18 protein-coding genes are annotated in these 17,403 nt (G+C 53.5%); 3 read left to right on the forward strand and 15 right to left on the reverse strand.

From position 1 onward, the window contains the following. Window position 1: 1 nt before the first annotated feature. The 6 genes from Q4544_RS12420 to Q4544_RS12445 all read right to left on the reverse strand — a co-directional run bounded on the left by Q4544_RS12420 (window position 2) and on the right by Q4544_RS12445 (window position 6,411). A complete protein-coding gene (locus Q4544_RS12420) occupies window positions 2-673 on the reverse strand; it encodes an HAD-IA family hydrolase (protein WP_303506743.1) in 672 nt (223 codons plus the stop codon). Next, on the reverse strand, window positions 670-1,713 hold the full coding sequence (locus tag Q4544_RS12425; protein ID WP_303506744.1) for an RluA family pseudouridine synthase: 1,044 nt from the start codon (window positions 1,711-1,713) through the stop codon (window positions 670-672). The genes Q4544_RS12420 and Q4544_RS12425 overlap by 4 nt, the downstream gene beginning before the upstream one ends. Continuing rightward, the gene (crcB, locus tag Q4544_RS12430) at window positions 1,710-2,087 is read right to left on the reverse strand and encodes a fluoride efflux transporter CrcB (protein ID WP_303506745.1); all 378 of its coding nucleotides are present in this window, start codon (window positions 2,085-2,087) and stop codon (window positions 1,710-1,712) included. The genes Q4544_RS12425 and crcB overlap by 4 nt, the downstream gene beginning before the upstream one ends. A gap of 113 nt (window positions 2,088-2,200) precedes the next feature. Then, window positions 2,201-3,511, reverse strand: coding sequence for a replication-associated recombination protein A (locus Q4544_RS12435; RefSeq protein ID WP_303506746.1), 1,311 nt, complete (start codon window positions 3,509-3,511; stop codon window positions 2,201-2,203). A 3-nt stretch (window positions 3,512-3,514) separates the two neighbouring features. Then, a complete protein-coding gene (locus Q4544_RS12440; RefSeq protein ID WP_303506747.1) occupies window positions 3,515-4,897 on the reverse strand; it encodes a trypsin-like peptidase domain-containing protein in 1,383 nt (460 codons plus the stop codon). A gap of 182 nt (window positions 4,898-5,079) precedes the next feature. Next, entirely contained in the window at window positions 5,080-6,411 is a 1,332-nt protein-coding gene (locus tag Q4544_RS12445) for a ferric reductase-like transmembrane domain-containing protein (RefSeq protein ID WP_303506748.1), read from the reverse strand. 326 nt (window positions 6,412-6,737) lie between these two features. Between Q4544_RS12445 and Q4544_RS12450 the strand changes: the two genes are divergently transcribed. Then, on the forward strand, window positions 6,738-7,601 hold the full coding sequence (locus Q4544_RS12450) for a DMT family transporter (RefSeq protein WP_303506749.1): 864 nt from the start codon (window positions 6,738-6,740) through the stop codon (window positions 7,599-7,601). Between the two features lie 12 nt (window positions 7,602-7,613). Here the strand turns inward: Q4544_RS12450 and Q4544_RS12455 are convergent, their stop codons facing one another. The 6 genes from Q4544_RS12455 to rpsM all read right to left on the reverse strand — a co-directional run bounded on the left by Q4544_RS12455 (window position 7,614) and on the right by rpsM (window position 12,090). After that, a complete protein-coding gene (locus Q4544_RS12455) occupies window positions 7,614-8,240 on the reverse strand; it encodes a YitT family protein (protein ID WP_303506750.1) in 627 nt (208 codons plus the stop codon). 178 nt (window positions 8,241-8,418) lie between these two features. After that, a complete protein-coding gene (locus tag Q4544_RS12460) occupies window positions 8,419-9,396 on the reverse strand; it encodes a Hint domain-containing protein (RefSeq protein ID WP_303506751.1) in 978 nt (325 codons plus the stop codon). 210 nt (window positions 9,397-9,606) lie between these two features. Next, window positions 9,607-10,023 carry a 50S ribosomal protein L17 gene (gene rplQ, locus Q4544_RS12465; RefSeq protein WP_303506752.1) on the reverse strand — a complete coding sequence of 139 codons (417 nt, stop codon included), beginning with the start codon at window positions 10,021-10,023 and terminating at the stop codon, window positions 9,607-9,609. A gap of 161 nt (window positions 10,024-10,184) precedes the next feature. Beyond that, entirely contained in the window at window positions 10,185-11,201 is a 1,017-nt protein-coding gene (locus Q4544_RS12470; RefSeq protein ID WP_303506753.1) for a DNA-directed RNA polymerase subunit alpha, read from the reverse strand. Between the two features lie 114 nt (window positions 11,202-11,315). Continuing rightward, window positions 11,316-11,705 carry a 30S ribosomal protein S11 gene (gene rpsK / locus Q4544_RS12475; RefSeq protein WP_303506754.1) on the reverse strand — a complete coding sequence of 130 codons (390 nt, stop codon included), beginning with the start codon at window positions 11,703-11,705 and terminating at the stop codon, window positions 11,316-11,318. Window positions 11,706-11,721: 16 nt separating this feature from the next. Continuing rightward, window positions 11,722-12,090, reverse strand: coding sequence for a 30S ribosomal protein S13 (gene rpsM, locus Q4544_RS12480; RefSeq protein ID WP_303506755.1), 369 nt, complete (start codon window positions 12,088-12,090; stop codon window positions 11,722-11,724). A gap of 343 nt (window positions 12,091-12,433) precedes the next feature. Between rpsM and Q4544_RS12485 the strand changes: the two genes are divergently transcribed. After that, window positions 12,434-13,102 carry an outer membrane protein gene (locus Q4544_RS12485; RefSeq protein WP_303506756.1) on the forward strand — a complete coding sequence of 223 codons (669 nt, stop codon included), beginning with the start codon at window positions 12,434-12,436 and terminating at the stop codon, window positions 13,100-13,102. 199 nt (window positions 13,103-13,301) lie between these two features. Here Q4544_RS12485 and Q4544_RS12490 read toward each other — a convergent pair whose 3' ends face one another. The 3 genes from Q4544_RS12490 to rplO form a co-directional block, all read right to left on the reverse strand. Continuing rightward, the gene (locus tag Q4544_RS12490; RefSeq protein ID WP_303506757.1) at window positions 13,302-13,877 is read right to left on the reverse strand and encodes an adenylate kinase; all 576 of its coding nucleotides are present in this window, start codon (window positions 13,875-13,877) and stop codon (window positions 13,302-13,304) included. Continuing rightward, entirely contained in the window at window positions 13,874-15,238 is a 1,365-nt protein-coding gene (gene secY, locus Q4544_RS12495; RefSeq protein WP_303506758.1) for a preprotein translocase subunit SecY, read from the reverse strand. The genes Q4544_RS12490 and secY overlap by 4 nt, the downstream gene beginning before the upstream one ends. Before the next feature lie 110 nt (window positions 15,239-15,348). Next, a complete protein-coding gene (rplO, locus tag Q4544_RS12500; protein WP_303506759.1) occupies window positions 15,349-15,822 on the reverse strand; it encodes a 50S ribosomal protein L15 in 474 nt (157 codons plus the stop codon). A gap of 331 nt (window positions 15,823-16,153) precedes the next feature. Here rplO and Q4544_RS12505 point away from each other — a divergent pair, with 331 nt between their 5' ends. Continuing rightward, complete coding sequence (locus Q4544_RS12505) at window positions 16,154-17,356, forward strand: hypothetical protein (RefSeq protein ID WP_303506760.1); 1,203 nt, start codon at window positions 16,154-16,156, stop codon at window positions 17,354-17,356. Window positions 17,357-17,403: the final 47 nt, after the last annotated feature.

A 17,403-nucleotide genomic window follows, 5' to 3' on the forward strand; every position in this document is an offset into this window, starting at 1 on the left:
ATTAGCCCCAAAACGTATCCAGCACAGCGTGCAATTCATGAAAGTGAGAGATGACCACATCTGCGGCGGTCAATTGTTCGGCGCGGTGATAGCCCCAAGTGACGCCAATCGCAAACAGACCGGCGGCTTTGGCCATCTCCATGTCATATGAGGTGTCACCAATCATCACCGCATTTTCCCGCGCTACGCCGGTATCTGCCAATGCTTGGTGCAGCATGGCGGGATGCGGTTTGGAGGGGTGAAAATCAGCAACCTGTTGGGTGACAAACAGATTTGATAATCCGTGGCTCTCCAGCATTTTATCCAACCCACGTTTGGATTTACCGGTGGCAATGCCAAGCAAGGTCTCGGGCTGGGCATGAAGCGTGTTCACAACATCCAGGGCGCCGGGATAAAACTGTACGCCGCCTGTTGGGCCTGCCTTGATACGGTTATGCATAAAAGCATCTTTGTAGCCCTGAACCAATGCCGCGTGCAGTTCGGCACTGCCATCCGGTACAAGATTGGGAAAGATCACCTCAAGCGATAGCCCAACCTGCCCTAGCACCTGCTCACGCGGTGGCATGGTTAACCCCTGCCCACCAAAAGCCAATTGCATGGCCGCTAGGATATGCGCTTGGCTGTCGATAAGGGTTCCATCAACGTCAAAGATAACAAGGCGGAGGTCGGTCAATGCAGTTCCTCAAAGGGGTCTTCTGCGGCCATGTCCGGCGCCCAACCCAAGTTATCAAACGTATTGCCCATATGCTCTGGCAGAGGCGCATGAAAGGTCATGACCTGACGTGTGGCAGGATGTTCAAAACTGATGGTGCGCGCATGCAGATGCAGCTTTTTGCTGATAATGCCACCCAATTGGGCACCCCATCCATCGCCAAGGTTTTCCTGACCAGAGCCGCCATATTTGCCGTCACCGGCAATGGGATGACCGATTTCAGCCATATGCACACGCAGCTGGTGCGTCCGGCCGGTGATGGGTTCCATCGCGACCCAAGAGGCGCGGCTGCCAACGCGGTAGAGCGTTGCATATTGAGTGATGGCCCGCTTCGCGCCTGGCGTATTGGAAACCTCGCGCGGATGCAGGGCAACCATCTTTTCGCCCTCGCCGTTTTTGCCATGGCCGCCCGCCTTGACCAGACCATATTTGATCTCACCCAAATACGGCGTTGGCACGCCGGCCACAACCGCCCAGTAAATCTTGCGCGTCGCGTGGTGACGGAACGCAGCTGTTAGGTCGCTTGCCATCTTGCGGGTACGGGCCAGAACCAGAACACCAGATGTGTCTTTATCCAAACGGTGCACCAGACGCGGCTTTTCGTCCATGTCAAATTTCAGCGCTTCAGACAGACCATCCACGTGGCGTGACTGGCCGCTGCCGCCCTGCGTGGGCAGGCCCGCTGGCTTGTTCAAAACGATCAGATGATCATCGCGATACAAAACGCAGGATTTGATCAGCTTTTCATCGGCTGCAGAAATCCGGGTTTCGGTGTGCGGCTTGCGCTCAAAATAATCCGGGATCGGGGGAATGCGCAGATTCTGACCTTCTTCCAAACGGGTCGCAGGTTTCACACGGCCCCCGTCAATGCGCAGCTCGCCCTTACGGCACATCTTTTCAATGCGGATCTGGTTGATCTGCGGGAACTTGGCTTTCAGCCAACGGTCAAGCCGCATCTCTGCATCATCTGCAACGATCGTAATATTCTGAACACCACTCATGCCCATACTCCTCGTGCGAGCCAAAACCCTAGCATCAATGCCAAGATCGAACCGATCACCGAGATCAGAACATAGCTCATTGCGGCACTGGTCTGGCCGCGTTCAAACAAAGTGACCGCTTCTAGCGAAAAGGCTGAAAAGGTGGTGAAACCACCCAAAAACCCGGTCATTAACAATGGGCTGAACTGCATCAGGCCACGTTTGGCCAGCATCACAGCCAAGACGCCCATTGCGAATGACCCGATGATATTCACCGTGATCACACCCAAAGGAAATCCTGTCCCCAAAAGACGCCCAACACCCAATCCGGTGAGATACCGCAGCATAGCGCCGCCAGCCCCGCCAAGGGCCACATATATCAGGTTGATAAGCATCCCGCGTCTCTGTCGTCTGACCGATCTTTTGTCAAGCGAAACACCCCCTCTTCATCTTTCCCAAAATACTCTGGGGGGAATTGAGCCACAGGCTCAAGGGGGGCAAAGCCCCCTTATCCGTTTCGCTTCTCGCGCAGCTTGGCGAAATACTCGACACGTTTCTTCAGATCACGTTCAAAGCCACGTTCTACCGGCTCATAGAACGCGGGGCGCTTCATGCCGTCGGGGAAGTAGTTCTGGCCGGAAAACCCATCCTCGGCGTCATGATCATAGTCATAGCCTTTGCCGTATCCCTGATCTTCCATCAGTGAGGTCGGCGCATTTAGGATGTGTTTGGGCGGCATCTGTGATCCGGTTTTACGGGCAGACACACGCGCGGCTTTGTAGGCTTTGTAGACACCATTGGATTTCGGGGCGAGCGCAAGATAGACCAAGGCCTGCGCCAGCGCCAATTCACCCTCGGGAGAGCCGAGGCGTTCGAATGTGTTCCATGCCTCAAGGCAAACGGATTGCGCTTGTGGGTCTGCGAGACCTACGTCTTCGACAGCCATTCGCGTGATCCGGCGCGCCAGATAGCGGGGGTCTTCGCCGCCTTCGAGCATGCGGGCAAACCAATAGAGCGCCGCGTCAGGATCAGAGCCGCGCATGGATTTATGCAGGGCTGAGATCAGGTTGTAATGCTCTTCGCCATTCTTGTCGTATTTGGCGGCGCGTTTCATCAGGCGTTTGCCTAAGTCTTCGCTGTTTAACGCGACGCTGACTTTCCAAGCGGCCACTTGTTCGATGAGGTTGAGAAGCGCCCGCCCATCGCCGTCTGCCATATTATGCAAGGCCGCGCGGGCGCCTGCGTCTAGGGGCAGAGGTTTGCCAAGGTCTGCTTCAGCGCGTTGGGTCAGGGCCTCAAGGTCGTCGTCGCCAAGGCGTTCCAGCACGAGCACCTGTGCGCGTGACATGACCGCGGCGTTTAGTTCAAAGCTGGGGTTTTCGGTGGTGGCGCCGACAAGCAGGATGGTGCCGTCTTCCATGTGCGGCAAGAACCCGTCCTGTTGGGCTTTGTTAAAGCGGTGGATTTCGTCCACGAACAGCAGGGTGCCCTGCCCGTTTTGGCGGCGGATTTTGGCGGCTTCGAAGACTTTGCGCAATTCAGGCACGCCGGTGAAGATCGCGCTGATTTGCACGAAATGCAGATCGGTTTCTTGTGCCAGCAGCCGCGCGATGGTGGTTTTACCCACGCCCGGCGGGCCCCAGAAAATCAAAGAGCTTAGGGAGCCAGATTCCAGCATCACACCAAGCGGCGCATCAGGGCCAAGGACTTGAGCTTGGCCGATCACTTCGGACAAGGATTTTGGGCGCAGCCGATCCGCTAAGGGACGTGGTGCGTTTGATGCCTCGGCTGCGGGTGGGTCTCCGAAAAGGTCGGTCATGGATTATAGTCTAAACCGCATCACAACGCGTTGCGAGCCTCGTTGTACTTCGATGGCCAAGCGACGTTCTGCTTGGCGTAGGGCTGCTTCCACAGAGGCAGGATCGGTGATCTCTGTGCCATCGATACTGCGCAGGATGTCGCCACGGCGCAGGCCAGCGCGGGCGCCGATGTCGCCGGGGTTTTCGACGATCACACCGTTGATATGCAGCGGCAGATTGTAGGCGGCGATGATGGCAGGGTTGACGTTGGATAGCACCATGCCGGGGATCGCAGAACGGCGGGTGGTTTCGATGGTGTCGCGTGCCGGGGATTCTGGGGCGGCTTCAAGGGCGACCGTGACAGTGCGCGGTTCGCCATCAATGATGCCCGAGATTTTGGCGGTGGTGCCTAGACCTGCGACGGACATGCGAAAGACCATTTCAGCGCCATCTGTGACTGGCAGACCATCGACCGCAAGGATCACGTCGCCTGCGGAAATACCAGCGGCTTTGAATGGGCTGGCGGGGTGAAGATCAGAGATTAACACGCCGATTGGGCGATCAAGGCCGATGCTATTGGCGATGTCCGCATCCACGGGTTGGCCGGATGCGCCCGCCCATGGTTTTTCAAATTGCTCATTGCCTGCTTTGGCTTGCTTCACGAATTGCGCGACCAGATTGGCCGGGATCGCAAAGCCGATGCCGTTGCTACCGCCGGAGCGCGTGAGGATGCGGGTGTTGATGCCGATCAGATCGCCGTTCACATCCACAAGCGCGCCGCCGGAATTGCCCGGGTTAATCGGTGCGTCGGTTTGGATGAAATACCCCTGCCCTGTGCCTGCGGCCGCGCCAGAACGCGCAAGGCCCGAGACGATGCCGCTGCTGACAGTTTGGCCAACGCCGAATGGGTTGCCGATGGCGAGGGTGAGCTCGCCCACTTCGACGTTATCGCTGTCACGAAGCGGAAGGTATGGCATGTCTTCGGCCGCATCCATTTGTAGGATGGCAAGGTCGTTGGCCTGATCCGAGAGCAGGACTTGGGCTGTGAATTCGCGGCGGTCGTTCAGCACCACCCGAATGTCTGTGGCCATGCCGACGACGTGGTAGTTCGACACGATGATGCCGTCGGCAGATAGGATCACGCCTGAGCCGAGAGAGTTCTGAACCTCTGGCCGGGTGGTGCCGAAATCGCGGAAGAGGTTTTGGAAAAACGGATCGCCGTTAAAGGGACTTTCGCGCACGGCCACCACGCGTTTGGCGTAGATGTTCACCACAGCGGGGGCGGCTTGTTTCACCAAAGGGGCGAAACCAAGTGAGATTTCGGCCTGACTTGTTGGGATTTTCGTCTCGGCGGATGCGAGGGTGGCAAGGCTGAGGGTAAGAGCCGTTAGGACTGCGCGGATCATGGTCTCTCCTGACGTGTTATTCAGGATATGCGGTGAAGATCGTGCGATTGCAAGGGGATCACGCAGTTGGGAAGTGGACGGCGCTTTGCCCCGCCTGATTGGAAAGAGGGGCTGTGCCCCTCTGGGCCTGCGGCCCATTCACCCCAGAGTATTTTTGCAAAGGTGAATGGGCGGGTTTTGGATCAGCGATCGAGGCGCGCTTTGATTTTGTCGGGAATGGCGACGCGTTCAAAGAGGAGGTTTGCCAAGTGTTGCAAGCCGACGCCGGTGCGGATTTCGAATTCTTCGTATTTAAAGCGGCGCGCAGAGACGCCGTTTTTGCGGAAGTCTTCGATGAGCGTTTTGCGCATGGCTTTGGGGCCGCAGAAGGCGACGGTGAGGTTGGCGGGATCTTGGCCGGTGATTTGCAAGAGCTTGTCTGCCGTAGCGCGGCCGTTGGATTCAGAAGCATGAATGTGCAGCGTCAGGTTAGATTTAGCTGCGGCAAGTGCCGTGAGTTCGTCGATATGGGCTGCGGCGTCTTCTGATTTGACGCAATAGACCAGATGGATGGGATCATCGGTTGCTGTCAGGGCCTGCGCCCAAGCGAGGAAGGGTGTGATGCCGACACCGGCTGCGATCCAGAGTTCCTGGTGACCTTTGCCTTTGGAGCGGCGCTCGAAGTGGCCAAAGGGGCCCTCGATCTGCACGGAGGCATTGGGATTTAGATTGCGATGTAGGCGCGTGGTGAAATCACCGAGCTTGGCCACAGAAAGGCGGATTGTGCCGTCATCGGTTGGCGCTTTGGAAATTGTGAATGGGTGCGGCTCTGCACCGTCAAAGCTGGCGAATACGAATTGGCCGGGGCGGTAGCGCAGTTTAGAGGCGGTTGGTTTGAGCGTGATCGCCAATGCGTTGCCGGTTTTTTCACTGGATTGCACAGCGTAACGGCGCGAGGGGCGCAGGCGTGACGGCAATAAGCGATAGCTGAACGCAAGGATGCCAAGCGCGCAGAAAGCCGAAACATAAAGACCAAGTGGATCGCCGTTTTTGAACGGTTTTAGAATGAACAGGTAATGCGCGGCCCCTGCCATAAAGAAAAAACCCATCAAGCGATGTGTCCAACGCCACAGGTGATAGGGGATGAAGGTCGCGATTGTGATGACGACGAGGATCAAGAGGCCATAGAGGCTGAGTTCGCCCAGAGTTTCGGCAAGCTCTTCGAGCCAGTTTTGCCCACCTAGGTGGCGCATTTCGGCATCAATGGTGTCATGCAGAAGGATGAAGACCATCGCCATAATGCCAAGCCACTTGTGCAGCACGTAGCCTTGGTCAAGGCTGCCAAAGATCATCTCTGTCACTTTGAAACGCGTGGCGATGAGTTGCGAAATGGCCATCGCGATGAGGGCGGCGATGCCCATGTACTGCGAAAAGAGCGCCAAGGTATCTCGGCCGTGGTTCAGCGCGGGGAGCCAGATGATCGGTAGAAGAATGGCAATGGCGGTGAGCAGGAGCCCGATCGGATTGAGACGCATTGTGTGACCCTTGTTGGCTTGGCCCACGTGGGCTTGGCTATTGGGTCACTGGTCTGCGGATTGGGGTGATTTAAGTCAACTGTTTTTGCGGGAAAGACAGGGATTTTCCTTATAAACTTGGAAGGTTATGGGATTTGATTTGCAATGGCAGCTGCGTTCACCCGTTTAGAACGCACAAAACCTACTGAAAGGTTTTGGCAGGAGCCTATCCTATCATTTACACACACCTTCAGGGCTGTAATAGCTTTGGGTATTCATTTATTCGCCGCATGGTTCCAACCTGCGTTACCTCGGTTTTGGGGCACCTCTTTTTTAAGGATCTTGGCATGCTGAACATGTCGCTTTGGGCATTACTGGCCTTGCTTTGGGGCAGTTCATTTTTGGCGATTGGTGTTGGGGTTGAAACCCTGTCCCCTGCTCTGTTGGTCGCGGGTCGCATGGTGATTGGTGCCGGGATTTTGGTTGTGGGCCTGTATCTGTTGGGCCGTAATCTGCGTATGGGGCGGCGCGGCTGGATTATTGCATTTGTGGCCGGAATGACCGGAAATGTCGCGCCGTTTTTATTGATCAGCTACGCGGGGCAGACCGTAGATAGCGGATTGGCCGCGTTGATCATGGGGGTTGCGCCGATTGCGACGGTTACTTTGGCGCCTTTGGTGCATCCGGATGAAACACTGGGGTATCTCAAGATTATCGGAGCAGCCATTGGGTTTAGCGGTTTGTTGCTGTTGTTTGGTCCGCATGTTTTGAGCGGACTTGGCGCACAGCTTGTGCCCCAGTTGGCCTTGTTGATCGCAGCGCTGAGTTATGCGTCGACCTCGCTATTTTCGCGGCGGTTTCCGCATAGTGATCCGATGCAGATGGCGGCGGCCTCTGTGTTGGTGGGGGCGATTGTGATCTGTGGCTATGTGCTGGCGCAGGGCGGCGATCTGACGTTTGCGACGATGTCGACAAACTCTTTTATTGCAATGATTTACCTAGGCGTTGGACCAACGGCTTTGGCGGCGGTGGCTTATTTCTACCTGCTGCCGCGTATTGGGGCGGGACGGTTGCAACAAGTGAACTACGCGGTGCCGGTGATTGGTGTTTTGCTGGGAGTGGTGCTGTTGCATGAGCGCCCAGAATGGAATGTCTGGGCGGCCATGCCGGTGATCTTACTTGCCGTGTTTTTCGTGACGCGAAAAGCGTGAGGTTTTGCTGACTTAGCTGGTCAGCGCCTCTGGCGTTGGGGTGCTTTGTTCGATGCGAAAGTTCCAAGCGACCATAAGGTTCATGATGGCCGCACCGATGAAGGAATAGATCAGCTGCTCGGTAGAGATCACCGTTGCGGCCCCTGCGAAGATCATGAAGTCCACAGTTAGCTGCGTCCATCCGGTTTTGATGCCGAGCCTTTGCTCGATCACCAAGGACAACACCGACATGCCACCCGCCGAAGCGTTATGGCGGAACATCGCGATCACGGCAAAGCCCGCACAGGCCCCTGCAAGGACAGAGGCCAAAAGGGGATCAATGTATTCGAACACGATGAGCCGTGACACGATTGGCGTGAAAACGGAAATACAGGTTACCGCAAATAAAGTGCGCATCGCAAAGACGACCCCGCGCTGGAGCCAGCCTAGCAGAAAGAACGGAAAGCTAATCGCGAAGAACAACAGGCCGAAATCGACACCCCAAGCATAGGACAACAGTAACGCCAAGCCAGAGGTTTGCCCGGTCACCAGCCCTGCCCCTTTGAGCAATAGCATCGCGACGCAGGCTAAAATAATCCCAAAGCAGAGGCCCTGGAGGTCATAAAAAGAGATCACATGTTTCAACGAAGGGCGCGGCATAACAGAGAGTCCGAAAAAATTTGAAAGTGGCCGTTATTTCAAACAGCCGGTGACTTCTCCCTGCCGCGATAAATAGACAGCATTGCTGACGTATTCAAGGCGCAAATTCGGTTACACCGCGCTTTTTGTGGGATGGGCTGATGTATCGCTTTACCAAAGTTCACGACTGCGAAAATTTTTAGGCCTGCAAAACAAACTGTGGTTTGTCGCTATTGGCAATGCGCGACACGAGTGCCTTTTGCTCTTTGTCTTTTGGGATCAAACAAGCGGATTTTGAATGTGTGTCTTGCATTTGCAGTTCTGGGAAAATGGTAAACAGCTCTTCGCGAGCTTCATCTGAAATTGCGCGCATCGCCTCGGGGCCGGTGAAGAGGCTCTCGGTCGCTGCGCCTTCGGCATAGATGATCTCGTGTTGCTGAAAGACCAAATGGTAATAGGACACACTTGTAAGGGTATCGTCTACGTAGATGCCTGGTAAATCCGTGAGCTTGATCGCCGCGATTAACGCTTCGTTTTGCCCAAACATTCGCTCTACAATCGGTGTGTTGACCAACATGCGATGTTGTCGAGATACGATCAAATCCTGTTCCGGAAGACCATTCCCTAAAGCGCCGGCGACGATCCTTACCGGGCACAACCGTGGGTTTCTGGCCATTTCACGGGCAGAATATGTGGCGTTTAGGACCACACTCAGATTTAGGATTTTGTCTTTCTGCCCAATAACCGACATGCCAGATTTGAGCGTTTCTACCGGCACAGGGCCGAGCGGTGTGCTGACGTTTGTTCCGGCGGTTAGGCAAGGTGGGCCGAGTTCTTTGACGCTTAGGGGCGCGGCTGTGTAGCCGTATTTCGCGCCCATGAATGCGCCGTCTTCTAGGACAGAACCATCGGTTGGGGTGAAAACTGACGATCCGTCGAATAAATAGAATGTTGTTCCAGTAACTTCTAGTGATGAACCATCTTCGAGCTCTACGACGACAACCTCACCCGGATACGCGACAGCCACTTGAGAGCCATTGATTGTATCGCTGGTGCCAATATCCCCATCATCATCTTGATCGGTGAGCGTATACTTTTGAACCGTGAGTTTTGAGCCAATCGCGGGTGGAACCGCTGCGTCGACGATCCAAAATTGATCTACATATTGTGTTGGCATCTCAAGCACCTCTGCGGTTCTTGGGACTTACTAGTATCAACTTGATATTAAAGTTATGTTAAATTCAATTATTAATATATTAACCCAGCCCGGGTGACCTAAAAATTTCGACTAACGGCAGGCTCTTTGTGAGAGGTGGATGCGATACAGAAACGAAAAACCCCGCCTGTTTCCAGACGGGGTTTTCTATTTCTTTAGAGAGAGAGCAGTTTATTCTGCGTCTTCGATCTCTACCAGGCGGGCTTTGTCGCCTGCGCCTTTTGCATCAACGTCGCGGTCAACGAATTCGATGATCGCCATTGGTGCCATGTCGCCATAACGGAAACCGGCTTTGAGGATGCGGATGTAACCACCGTTACGCTCTGCCATGCGTGGGCCAAGAACGTCGAACAGTTTCGCAACGTACTTGTCTTGCTTCAGACGGGACGCGGCGTTACGGCGAGAGTGAAGGTCACCCTTTTTCGCCAGAGTGATCAGTTTTTCAACGATCGGGCGCAGTTCTTTTGCTTTTGGCAAAGTTGTTTTGATCTGCTCGTGCTCGATCAAAGAGCCGGCCATGTTTGCGAACATCGCTTTACGGTGTTCGTGTGTACGGTTTAGGCGGCGGTAACCACGTGCGTGACGCATTTTAATATTCCTTTTATGTGCCTTTGGTCAGGCGATGCTTTGTCTGGCGTCCCATGCGGGTGGGCCGCTCTCCTTGGGGCAGGATGCCCTTGAATTCCCCACTATTGTGGGCATTTGAGCGGGCCGTATAAGCGGCCCGCCCGAATTTCGCAAGACGTTCTTTAGAACGCGTCTTCGAATTTTTTCGCCAGATCTTCGATGTTGTCGGGCGGCCAGTCCTCAACGTCCATGCCAAGGTGCAGACCCATGCCGGACAGTACTTCTTTGATCTCGTTCAAAGACTTACGGCCGAAGTTCGGTGTGCGTAGCATTTCTGCTTCGGTTTTCTGGATCAGATCGCCGATGTAAACGATGTTATCGTTTTTCAGGCAGTTCGCAGAACGTACAGACAGTTCCAGCTCGTCCACTTTCTTCAGCAGAAGTGGGTTGAACTCGAGACCATCGTCTTCGTCCTGACGGCCAGCCGCTTCTGGTTCGTCGAAGTTCACAAAGATAGACAGTTGGTCCTGCAGAATACGCGCAGCATAGGCTACGGCGTCTTCTGGTGTCAGGGAACCATCTGTTTCGATCTTCATGGTCAGCTTGTCATAGTCCAAAACCTGACCTTCACGAGTCGGCTGAACATCATAGGACACGCGCTTAACAGGCGAGTAGATCGCATCGATCGGCATAAGGCCGATTGGCGCGTCTTCTGGCTTGTTTTTATCAGCGGAGACATAGCCTTTGCCGGTGTTCACGGTCAGTTCAACGAACAGATCCGCGCCATCGTCGAGGTGACAAAGAACCAGGTCTTTGTTCAGCACTTCGATGCCAGCTGAGTCAGAGATGTCGCCAGCCGTTACCGCACCTGGACCTTTGGCGTTGATGGATAGGCGCTTAGGGCCTTCAACGTCCATACGCAGGGCAACCTGCTTAAGGTTCAGAATGATGTCAGTTACGTCTTCGCGAACGCCTGCAACCGAGGAGAACTCGTGCAGAACGTTGTCGATTTGAACGCTGGTGATGGCCGCGCCTTGCAGCGAGCTCATCAGAACGCGACGTAGCGCGTTGCCCAGTGTCAGACCAAAGCCACGCTCGAGCGGCTCTGCAACAACAGTCGCTTGACGCGCTGGGTCGTTGCCTGGCTTGACTTCAAGCTGTGTCGGCTTGATCAATTCAGCCCAATTTTTATGGATCATGCGTCCCTCCATTCTTGTCTTACCCCCATGTTCCGAAAGGGTCAGACTCCCGAGGTTTCAAAACGACGAACTGGGGCCGTGAAAAACACGCGGCCCCAGCTGCAATATATTGGATTAAACGCGGCGGCGCTTTGGTGGGCGGCAGCCGTTGTGTGCCATTGGTGTAACGTCACGGATAGATGTGATGTTTAGACCAAGTGCAGCCAATGCGCGCAAAGCGGATTCACGACCAGAACCTGGTCCTTGAACTTCCACTTCCAGAGTTTTAACACCGTGATCTTGCGCTTTTTTGCCTGCGTCTTCTGCAGCCATCTGAGCCGCATAAGGCGTAGACTTACGAGAGCCACGGAAGCCCATGGTGCCTGCAGAGGACCAAGAGATTGCGTTACCCTGAACGTCAGAGATCAAGATTTTGGTGTTGTTGAAGGAAGAGTTTACGTGAGCTACGCCCGCCGCAATATTCTTCCGCTCTTTTTTCTTAGTACGAGTCTTTTCGCGTGCCATGGATCAAACCCTCCCCTTACTTCTTCTTACCAGCAATGGCCTTTGCAGGACCTTTGCGAGTACGAGCGTTGGTGTGAGTACGCTGACCACGAACTGGCAGGTTACGACGGTGACGCAGGCCACGGTAGCAACCAAGGTCCATCAGACGCTTGATGTTCATTGTCACTTCACGACGCAGGTCACCCTCAACGGAGTAGTTTGCATCGATGTGCTCACGAACGGCTAGAACTTCTGCGTCAGACAATTCGTTCACACGACGTGTGGAATCGATTTTGACTGCTTCGCAGATTGCTTTTGCAGAGGTATGACCAATACCAGTGATGTAAGTCAGGGCAATCGGGACCCGTTTATGGGTCGGGATGTTAACGCCGGCGATACGTGCCACGTGTTATCTTCCTTTTCGTTGCGGTTCCGTAGCTCCAGAACCTTTTTTCACAACATAAGCCCGAGGCGTTGAGGCCACCGGGCTACAGCTGATCAGGTGATCTGTTACTCAGGTGCGACCCGAATAACTAGAATTTGATTCTCTAATAGAGATACGCGTGGATACGGATGAATTGCGGGCGGGTCAAGAGCCGATCTTTAAGTCACGAACAACACACGTTTTCGACAGCTTAGACCAGACATTTCCCTGGAAATTTACAACGCTTAGTTGAAAGGGCGTGATTTCCAATTTTATCCACTTTGCCGCATCCATTTCTTACATTCAAAATATTTGGAGAATTGAAATGAACATCCAAAAGGGACTCGCGTTAACAGTCGCGCTTGGCCTTTCGGCGGCAACAGCACAAGCCGAAGGATTCTACATCAGCGGTAATATCAGCGCGACCAGCAGCGGCCACACTCTAGAACGTAACGCGTCCACCCCTGGCCTACCTGTTACCGATACTGCAGGCGTTGGCTTTTCAGAGACCACCGATATTTCCGGCGGTATCGCACTTGGTTATGAAAAAAATATTGGCAACGGCCCATTCTTTCTAGGCGCTGAAGCGTTCTACAATTTCGAAGATGCTAGCTCTCGGAATATCGTCGGCGTGTTGGCCACAGACGTCAGCCTGAACGCCAGCTACGGTGCGCGCCTTTTGCTGGGTGTCGAAGTGGCGCCTAAACTCTCGCTTTATGGCCATGTTGGTTATACGACGCTCGATTTCGACCTGCGCAATTCCTACACATTTGCACCACCCGTTAGAAACGCCTCTCGTAACGAGGGTGCTGTGTCCTTTGGTGCAGGCGCGCGTTACGCGGTGAATGACAAATTCTCTGTCTTCACAGAATTCACACAGGTTGCAGATGTAGACTTTGACGGCATCGCAGAAGTGGCGGGCGGCACAGGTCGTGTGAACCCAAATCGCCTCTCTCTGAACAAAGTTAGCTTTGGTGTGAAGTACGATTTCTAATTACGAGTGCAACACGTAACGAGTAACGAGGGGTGGCCACGGTCGCCCCCAGTCATTCAGAGCTCTGCGGCGACGAACATACTGCCCCTCTTTGCGCGTCCGAATGGGGAACTATGCGCAGGCACCGGCTTTCAGGTCATAGAACGAAAAAACCCCGCCTCAGGGAGACGGGGTTTTTTGAAACTTTGCTGAACTGACGTTAGTCGAGCGCTTGCGCGATCTCGGCCTGTACGTCTTTGATGTCAGCCAGACCATCTACCCAGACGAGATTACCTTTTGCGTGGTAATAGCCGATAAGGGCGTTGGTCTTTTTGTAGTATTCCATCAAACGGATCTTGAGGCTTTCCTCGTTGTCATCCGCACGGGCTGTTCCACCAGCAGCGACTGCTTCCGCTGCGCGGCCAACGATACGGTCCACCAAGACTTCGTCGTTCACAGCCAATGCAATCACAGCATCCAGTTTTTCGCCAACCTCTTGCAGTAGCTCCTCCAAAGCATCTGCTTGAGTCAAAGTCCGTGGGAAGCCGTCAAAGATGAAACCACCTTTTTTGTTTCCTTCGAGCTTTTCGCGGATCAGACCGATGACGATGTCATCAGTGACCAACTCGCCAGCATCCATAATCGCCGCAACTTTTAGACCCATTTCGGTACCGCTACTTTTAGCTTCCCGAAGCATGTCGCCAGTGGACAGCTGGATCATGTCACGTGTTTCTACGAGATGGCTGGCTTGCGTTCCCTTACCGGCACCTGGTGGTCCTAATAAAATAATATTCATCGACGAGCAGCTCCCTTTCTACTGCGCTTCTTGCTGCCTTTGCCACGCAGCTGAGACTTTTCAATCAAGCCTTCATACTGGTGCGCAAGCAAGTGGCTCTGAACCTGTTGAATGGTGTCCATGGTCACTGAGACCACGATCAGAACCGAAGTACCGCCAAAATAGAAAGGAATTGCCAATTGGCCACGAATAACTTCAGGCAGGAGACAAACTGCCGCAAGGTAACCAGCGCCAAGGACCAAAACGCGGGTCACAACGTACTCTAGATACTCGGCTGTCTTCTTACCTGGGCGAATACCAGGGATGAAACCATTCTGATTCTTTAGGTTCTCTGCAACTTCGTCAGGCTTGAAGGACACGTTGAAGGTGTAGAAAAACGCGAAGAACACGATCATTGCCACGAAGAACAATAGATACAGCGGTTGGCCCGGGCCAAAGTACGCCAGAATGGTCGACATGATTGGACCAGTTTGGCTGCCAGAGAAGGTGCTGATTGTTGTTGGCAATAGCAGCAAAGAGCTAGCAAAGATCGCTGGGATAACGCCCGCTGGGTTTACTTTTACAGGCAGGTGGGATGAGCCACCGTCGTAAACTTTCATACCAACTTGGCGACGTGGGTATTGAATATGGATCTTGCGTAGCGCGCGTTCCATGAACACCACAAAGGCGATGGTCCCAACGACCATGACCAATACACCCACAATAACCGCTGGGCTGATGGCGCCAGAACGACCGGATGCGAAGAACTGTGCAAGTGCTGCAGGCACTTCGGCGATGATGCCGACGAAGATGATCAAGGAGATACCGTTACCGATGCCGCGTGCTGTGATTTGCTCACCCAGCCACATCAGGAACATTGTACCGCCGATCAGCGTGACCATGCAGGAAACAAGGAAGTAGAGACCCGGGTTTGTGACCAAATCACCGGATTGTAGCGAAACAGCTAGGCCATAAGACTGCAAAGTCGCCAGAACCACGGTGCCGTAGCGCGTGTACTGGTTGATCTTTTTGCGGCCTGCGTCGCCTTCTTTTTTCAGCTGCTCCAGCGCTGGGACCATAGAGGTCAGCAGCTGGATAATGATCGATGCCGAAATATACGGCATGATACCCAGAGCAAAGATGCCCATACGGCCCAATGCGCCGCCGGTGAACATTGTCAGAATGCCGCCAATACCGCTCGCAGCCGAATCCATGAATTCACGCAGGGCATTTGCGTCAATGCCAGGTACAGGAATGTATGTACCCAGGCGGTAGACGATCAAAAGACCGATTGTAAACAGAATACGATTGCGAAGATCGGTGGCTTTACCAAGCGCGGCCCAGCTTGTGTTGGCCGCCATTTGCTCTGCTGCAGATACCATTCGGATCTCTCTTCAAATGACAACGCCGCCAAGAGCGTTTTCCGGCTCTGGCGGCGTCTTTAGGAAAACTCAGAGTGTATGTAAGCGGACAAAGGCCCGCTCACAACCTCTTATTCAGCCGCTGCCGCGGTTGTGACTGTCAGAGAGCCGCCAGCTTTCGCTACCGCTTCTACTGCTGACGCGGATGCGCCTGTCACTTCGATTGTGGCTTTGGCAGTGATTTCGCCTTTCGCCAGCACACGAATGCCGTCTTTCGCACGACGAACCAGACCGGAAGCAACCAGTGCTTCTTCGGTGATTGTTTCTTTTGCGTTCAACTTGCCTTCGTCGATGAATTTTTGGATCAGGCCCAAGTTTACAACAGCGAATGCCTTGCGGTTTGGCTTGTTAAAGCCACGCTTTGGCAGACGTTGGTACAATGGCATTTGACCGCCTTCGTAGCCTTTGATCGCAACACCTGAACGGGATTTCTGACCTTTGATACCACGGCCAGCCATTTTACCCTTGCCGGAGCCAGGACCACGCGCAACGCGCATACGTTTTTTGGTTGCGCCAGGATTGTCGCTAAGTTCGTGCAGTTTCATTTCGCTTCTCCTTGCCGGAACTGACCCCTGAAGCGTTAAGCGGGCCAAACACGGCTTTTCTTGATTTGTGATTCGAGACCCAATACGGGCCACTGGGCGCGTATAGACTTGGTTTCACGTTAGATCAAGCGGACATCCCCTTTCTGCAGGGGTTTACCAAAAATTTGGGAAGGTCTTACGGCAAGTTTCTACTATTAATTTAGTTACAATGCACAACCATTACCGTTGTTTATAAGTGTATAATTAAATAATCCTAAATGCAACTATTTAGTTGCGATAGGAACTATCTCTCACTATTCAAGTACCCACTTTTGCGGACAGTGGAGGAAATATGCAAAAAACGACCATACAAGCGATAATTGCGGCAACGATAACGATTGCCCCGATCGCTGCTAAAGCAGAATTAACTTTTTCTGGCTCAATTACAGCCGGTTACGTCAGTGGCTATGATGAACAGAATAGCTTCCCTTTTAACCCCGTCATTACGACGCCACACGTGAATCAAAGTGGTGCTTTTGTTCTGGGTGATTTTGGAATCAACTACGAAGGCGCCTTTGAGGGAGGAACCGCAGGGTTCAAGATTGATCTGGATGTTGGGTCTTTTGAATACAGTGATCCAGATGCGTCTATCTTGGATGACTACACGCTATTCTTGGATCTGGAGGAATATGGCCGCCTAGAGTTCACATCCGAAAACCGGGTTGTTCCTTGGCAAGCGCCATTCATCGACGGTAACCTCATTAACGCTGACGAAAACAACTTTTATGGCGGCGGTACATACTCTGTCATGACCGGTATTCCGGGTGCATTTCGTGGCGTTGGTTTTGCTGGTGCAGGTAACTATGTCACCAAGGATTACCTGAAATACTCCAACAAGTTTGGCGCAGTCGGCTTTGAGGCTTTTTACGATCCAAACATCGGTGGTGAAACGGTTTATGGCGGCACAGCAGCGAGCACATCGCTGAGCGGCTATTCCGAATGGGAACTTGGGATAAGCTATGCCAAGCCCGGCAAATTCAAACTGTCTGCTAATGTGAATGACCAGGAAGACATCAAACTAGGAGCAGTCATCCCTGTTCCAAGTGCAAATCTTGCTTTCATTGCCAACTATGAACGCCTGGGCAGCACGTTTGCGAACCCATTGGGCGCTGGCCCAGCATCGTTTGCTGTAGAAGGCTATACACGCAGGACAGCTGCGGTTGTTTGGAAACCCAAAGATTTGGGATACTTCAAAGGTGGTGTTTTCGTTTATCAAGACCGCAGCACACCAACCACTACGGGCGATAACTCTGGCTACGTTGTTCAAGCAAAGTTCGGCGACAAAAAGTGGGCGGCTACGTTTGCAATGGATGACGAAGGCGACTTTGCTGCAGAAGGATCTTATGCATTCTCTGACAACTTAGACTTCTTGGTTGCCTATGATGCCGGCTGTGGCGCGTCTGATTGCTTTAACTCTTCTGCCCCGGGTGCAGGTGCTGGTGCAGCCCCTGCATCGGCAGAAAGCATCGAAATCGCTTTGCGTTATAAGTTCTAAACTTTTACGCGGTGAAAGGGCGGGCACATGACCGCCCTTTCATATTC

The organism is Cognatishimia sp. 1_MG-2023, from assembly GCF_030548175.1.
In the GTDB taxonomy this organism is placed as follows: domain Bacteria; phylum Pseudomonadota; class Alphaproteobacteria; order Rhodobacterales; family Rhodobacteraceae; genus Cognatishimia.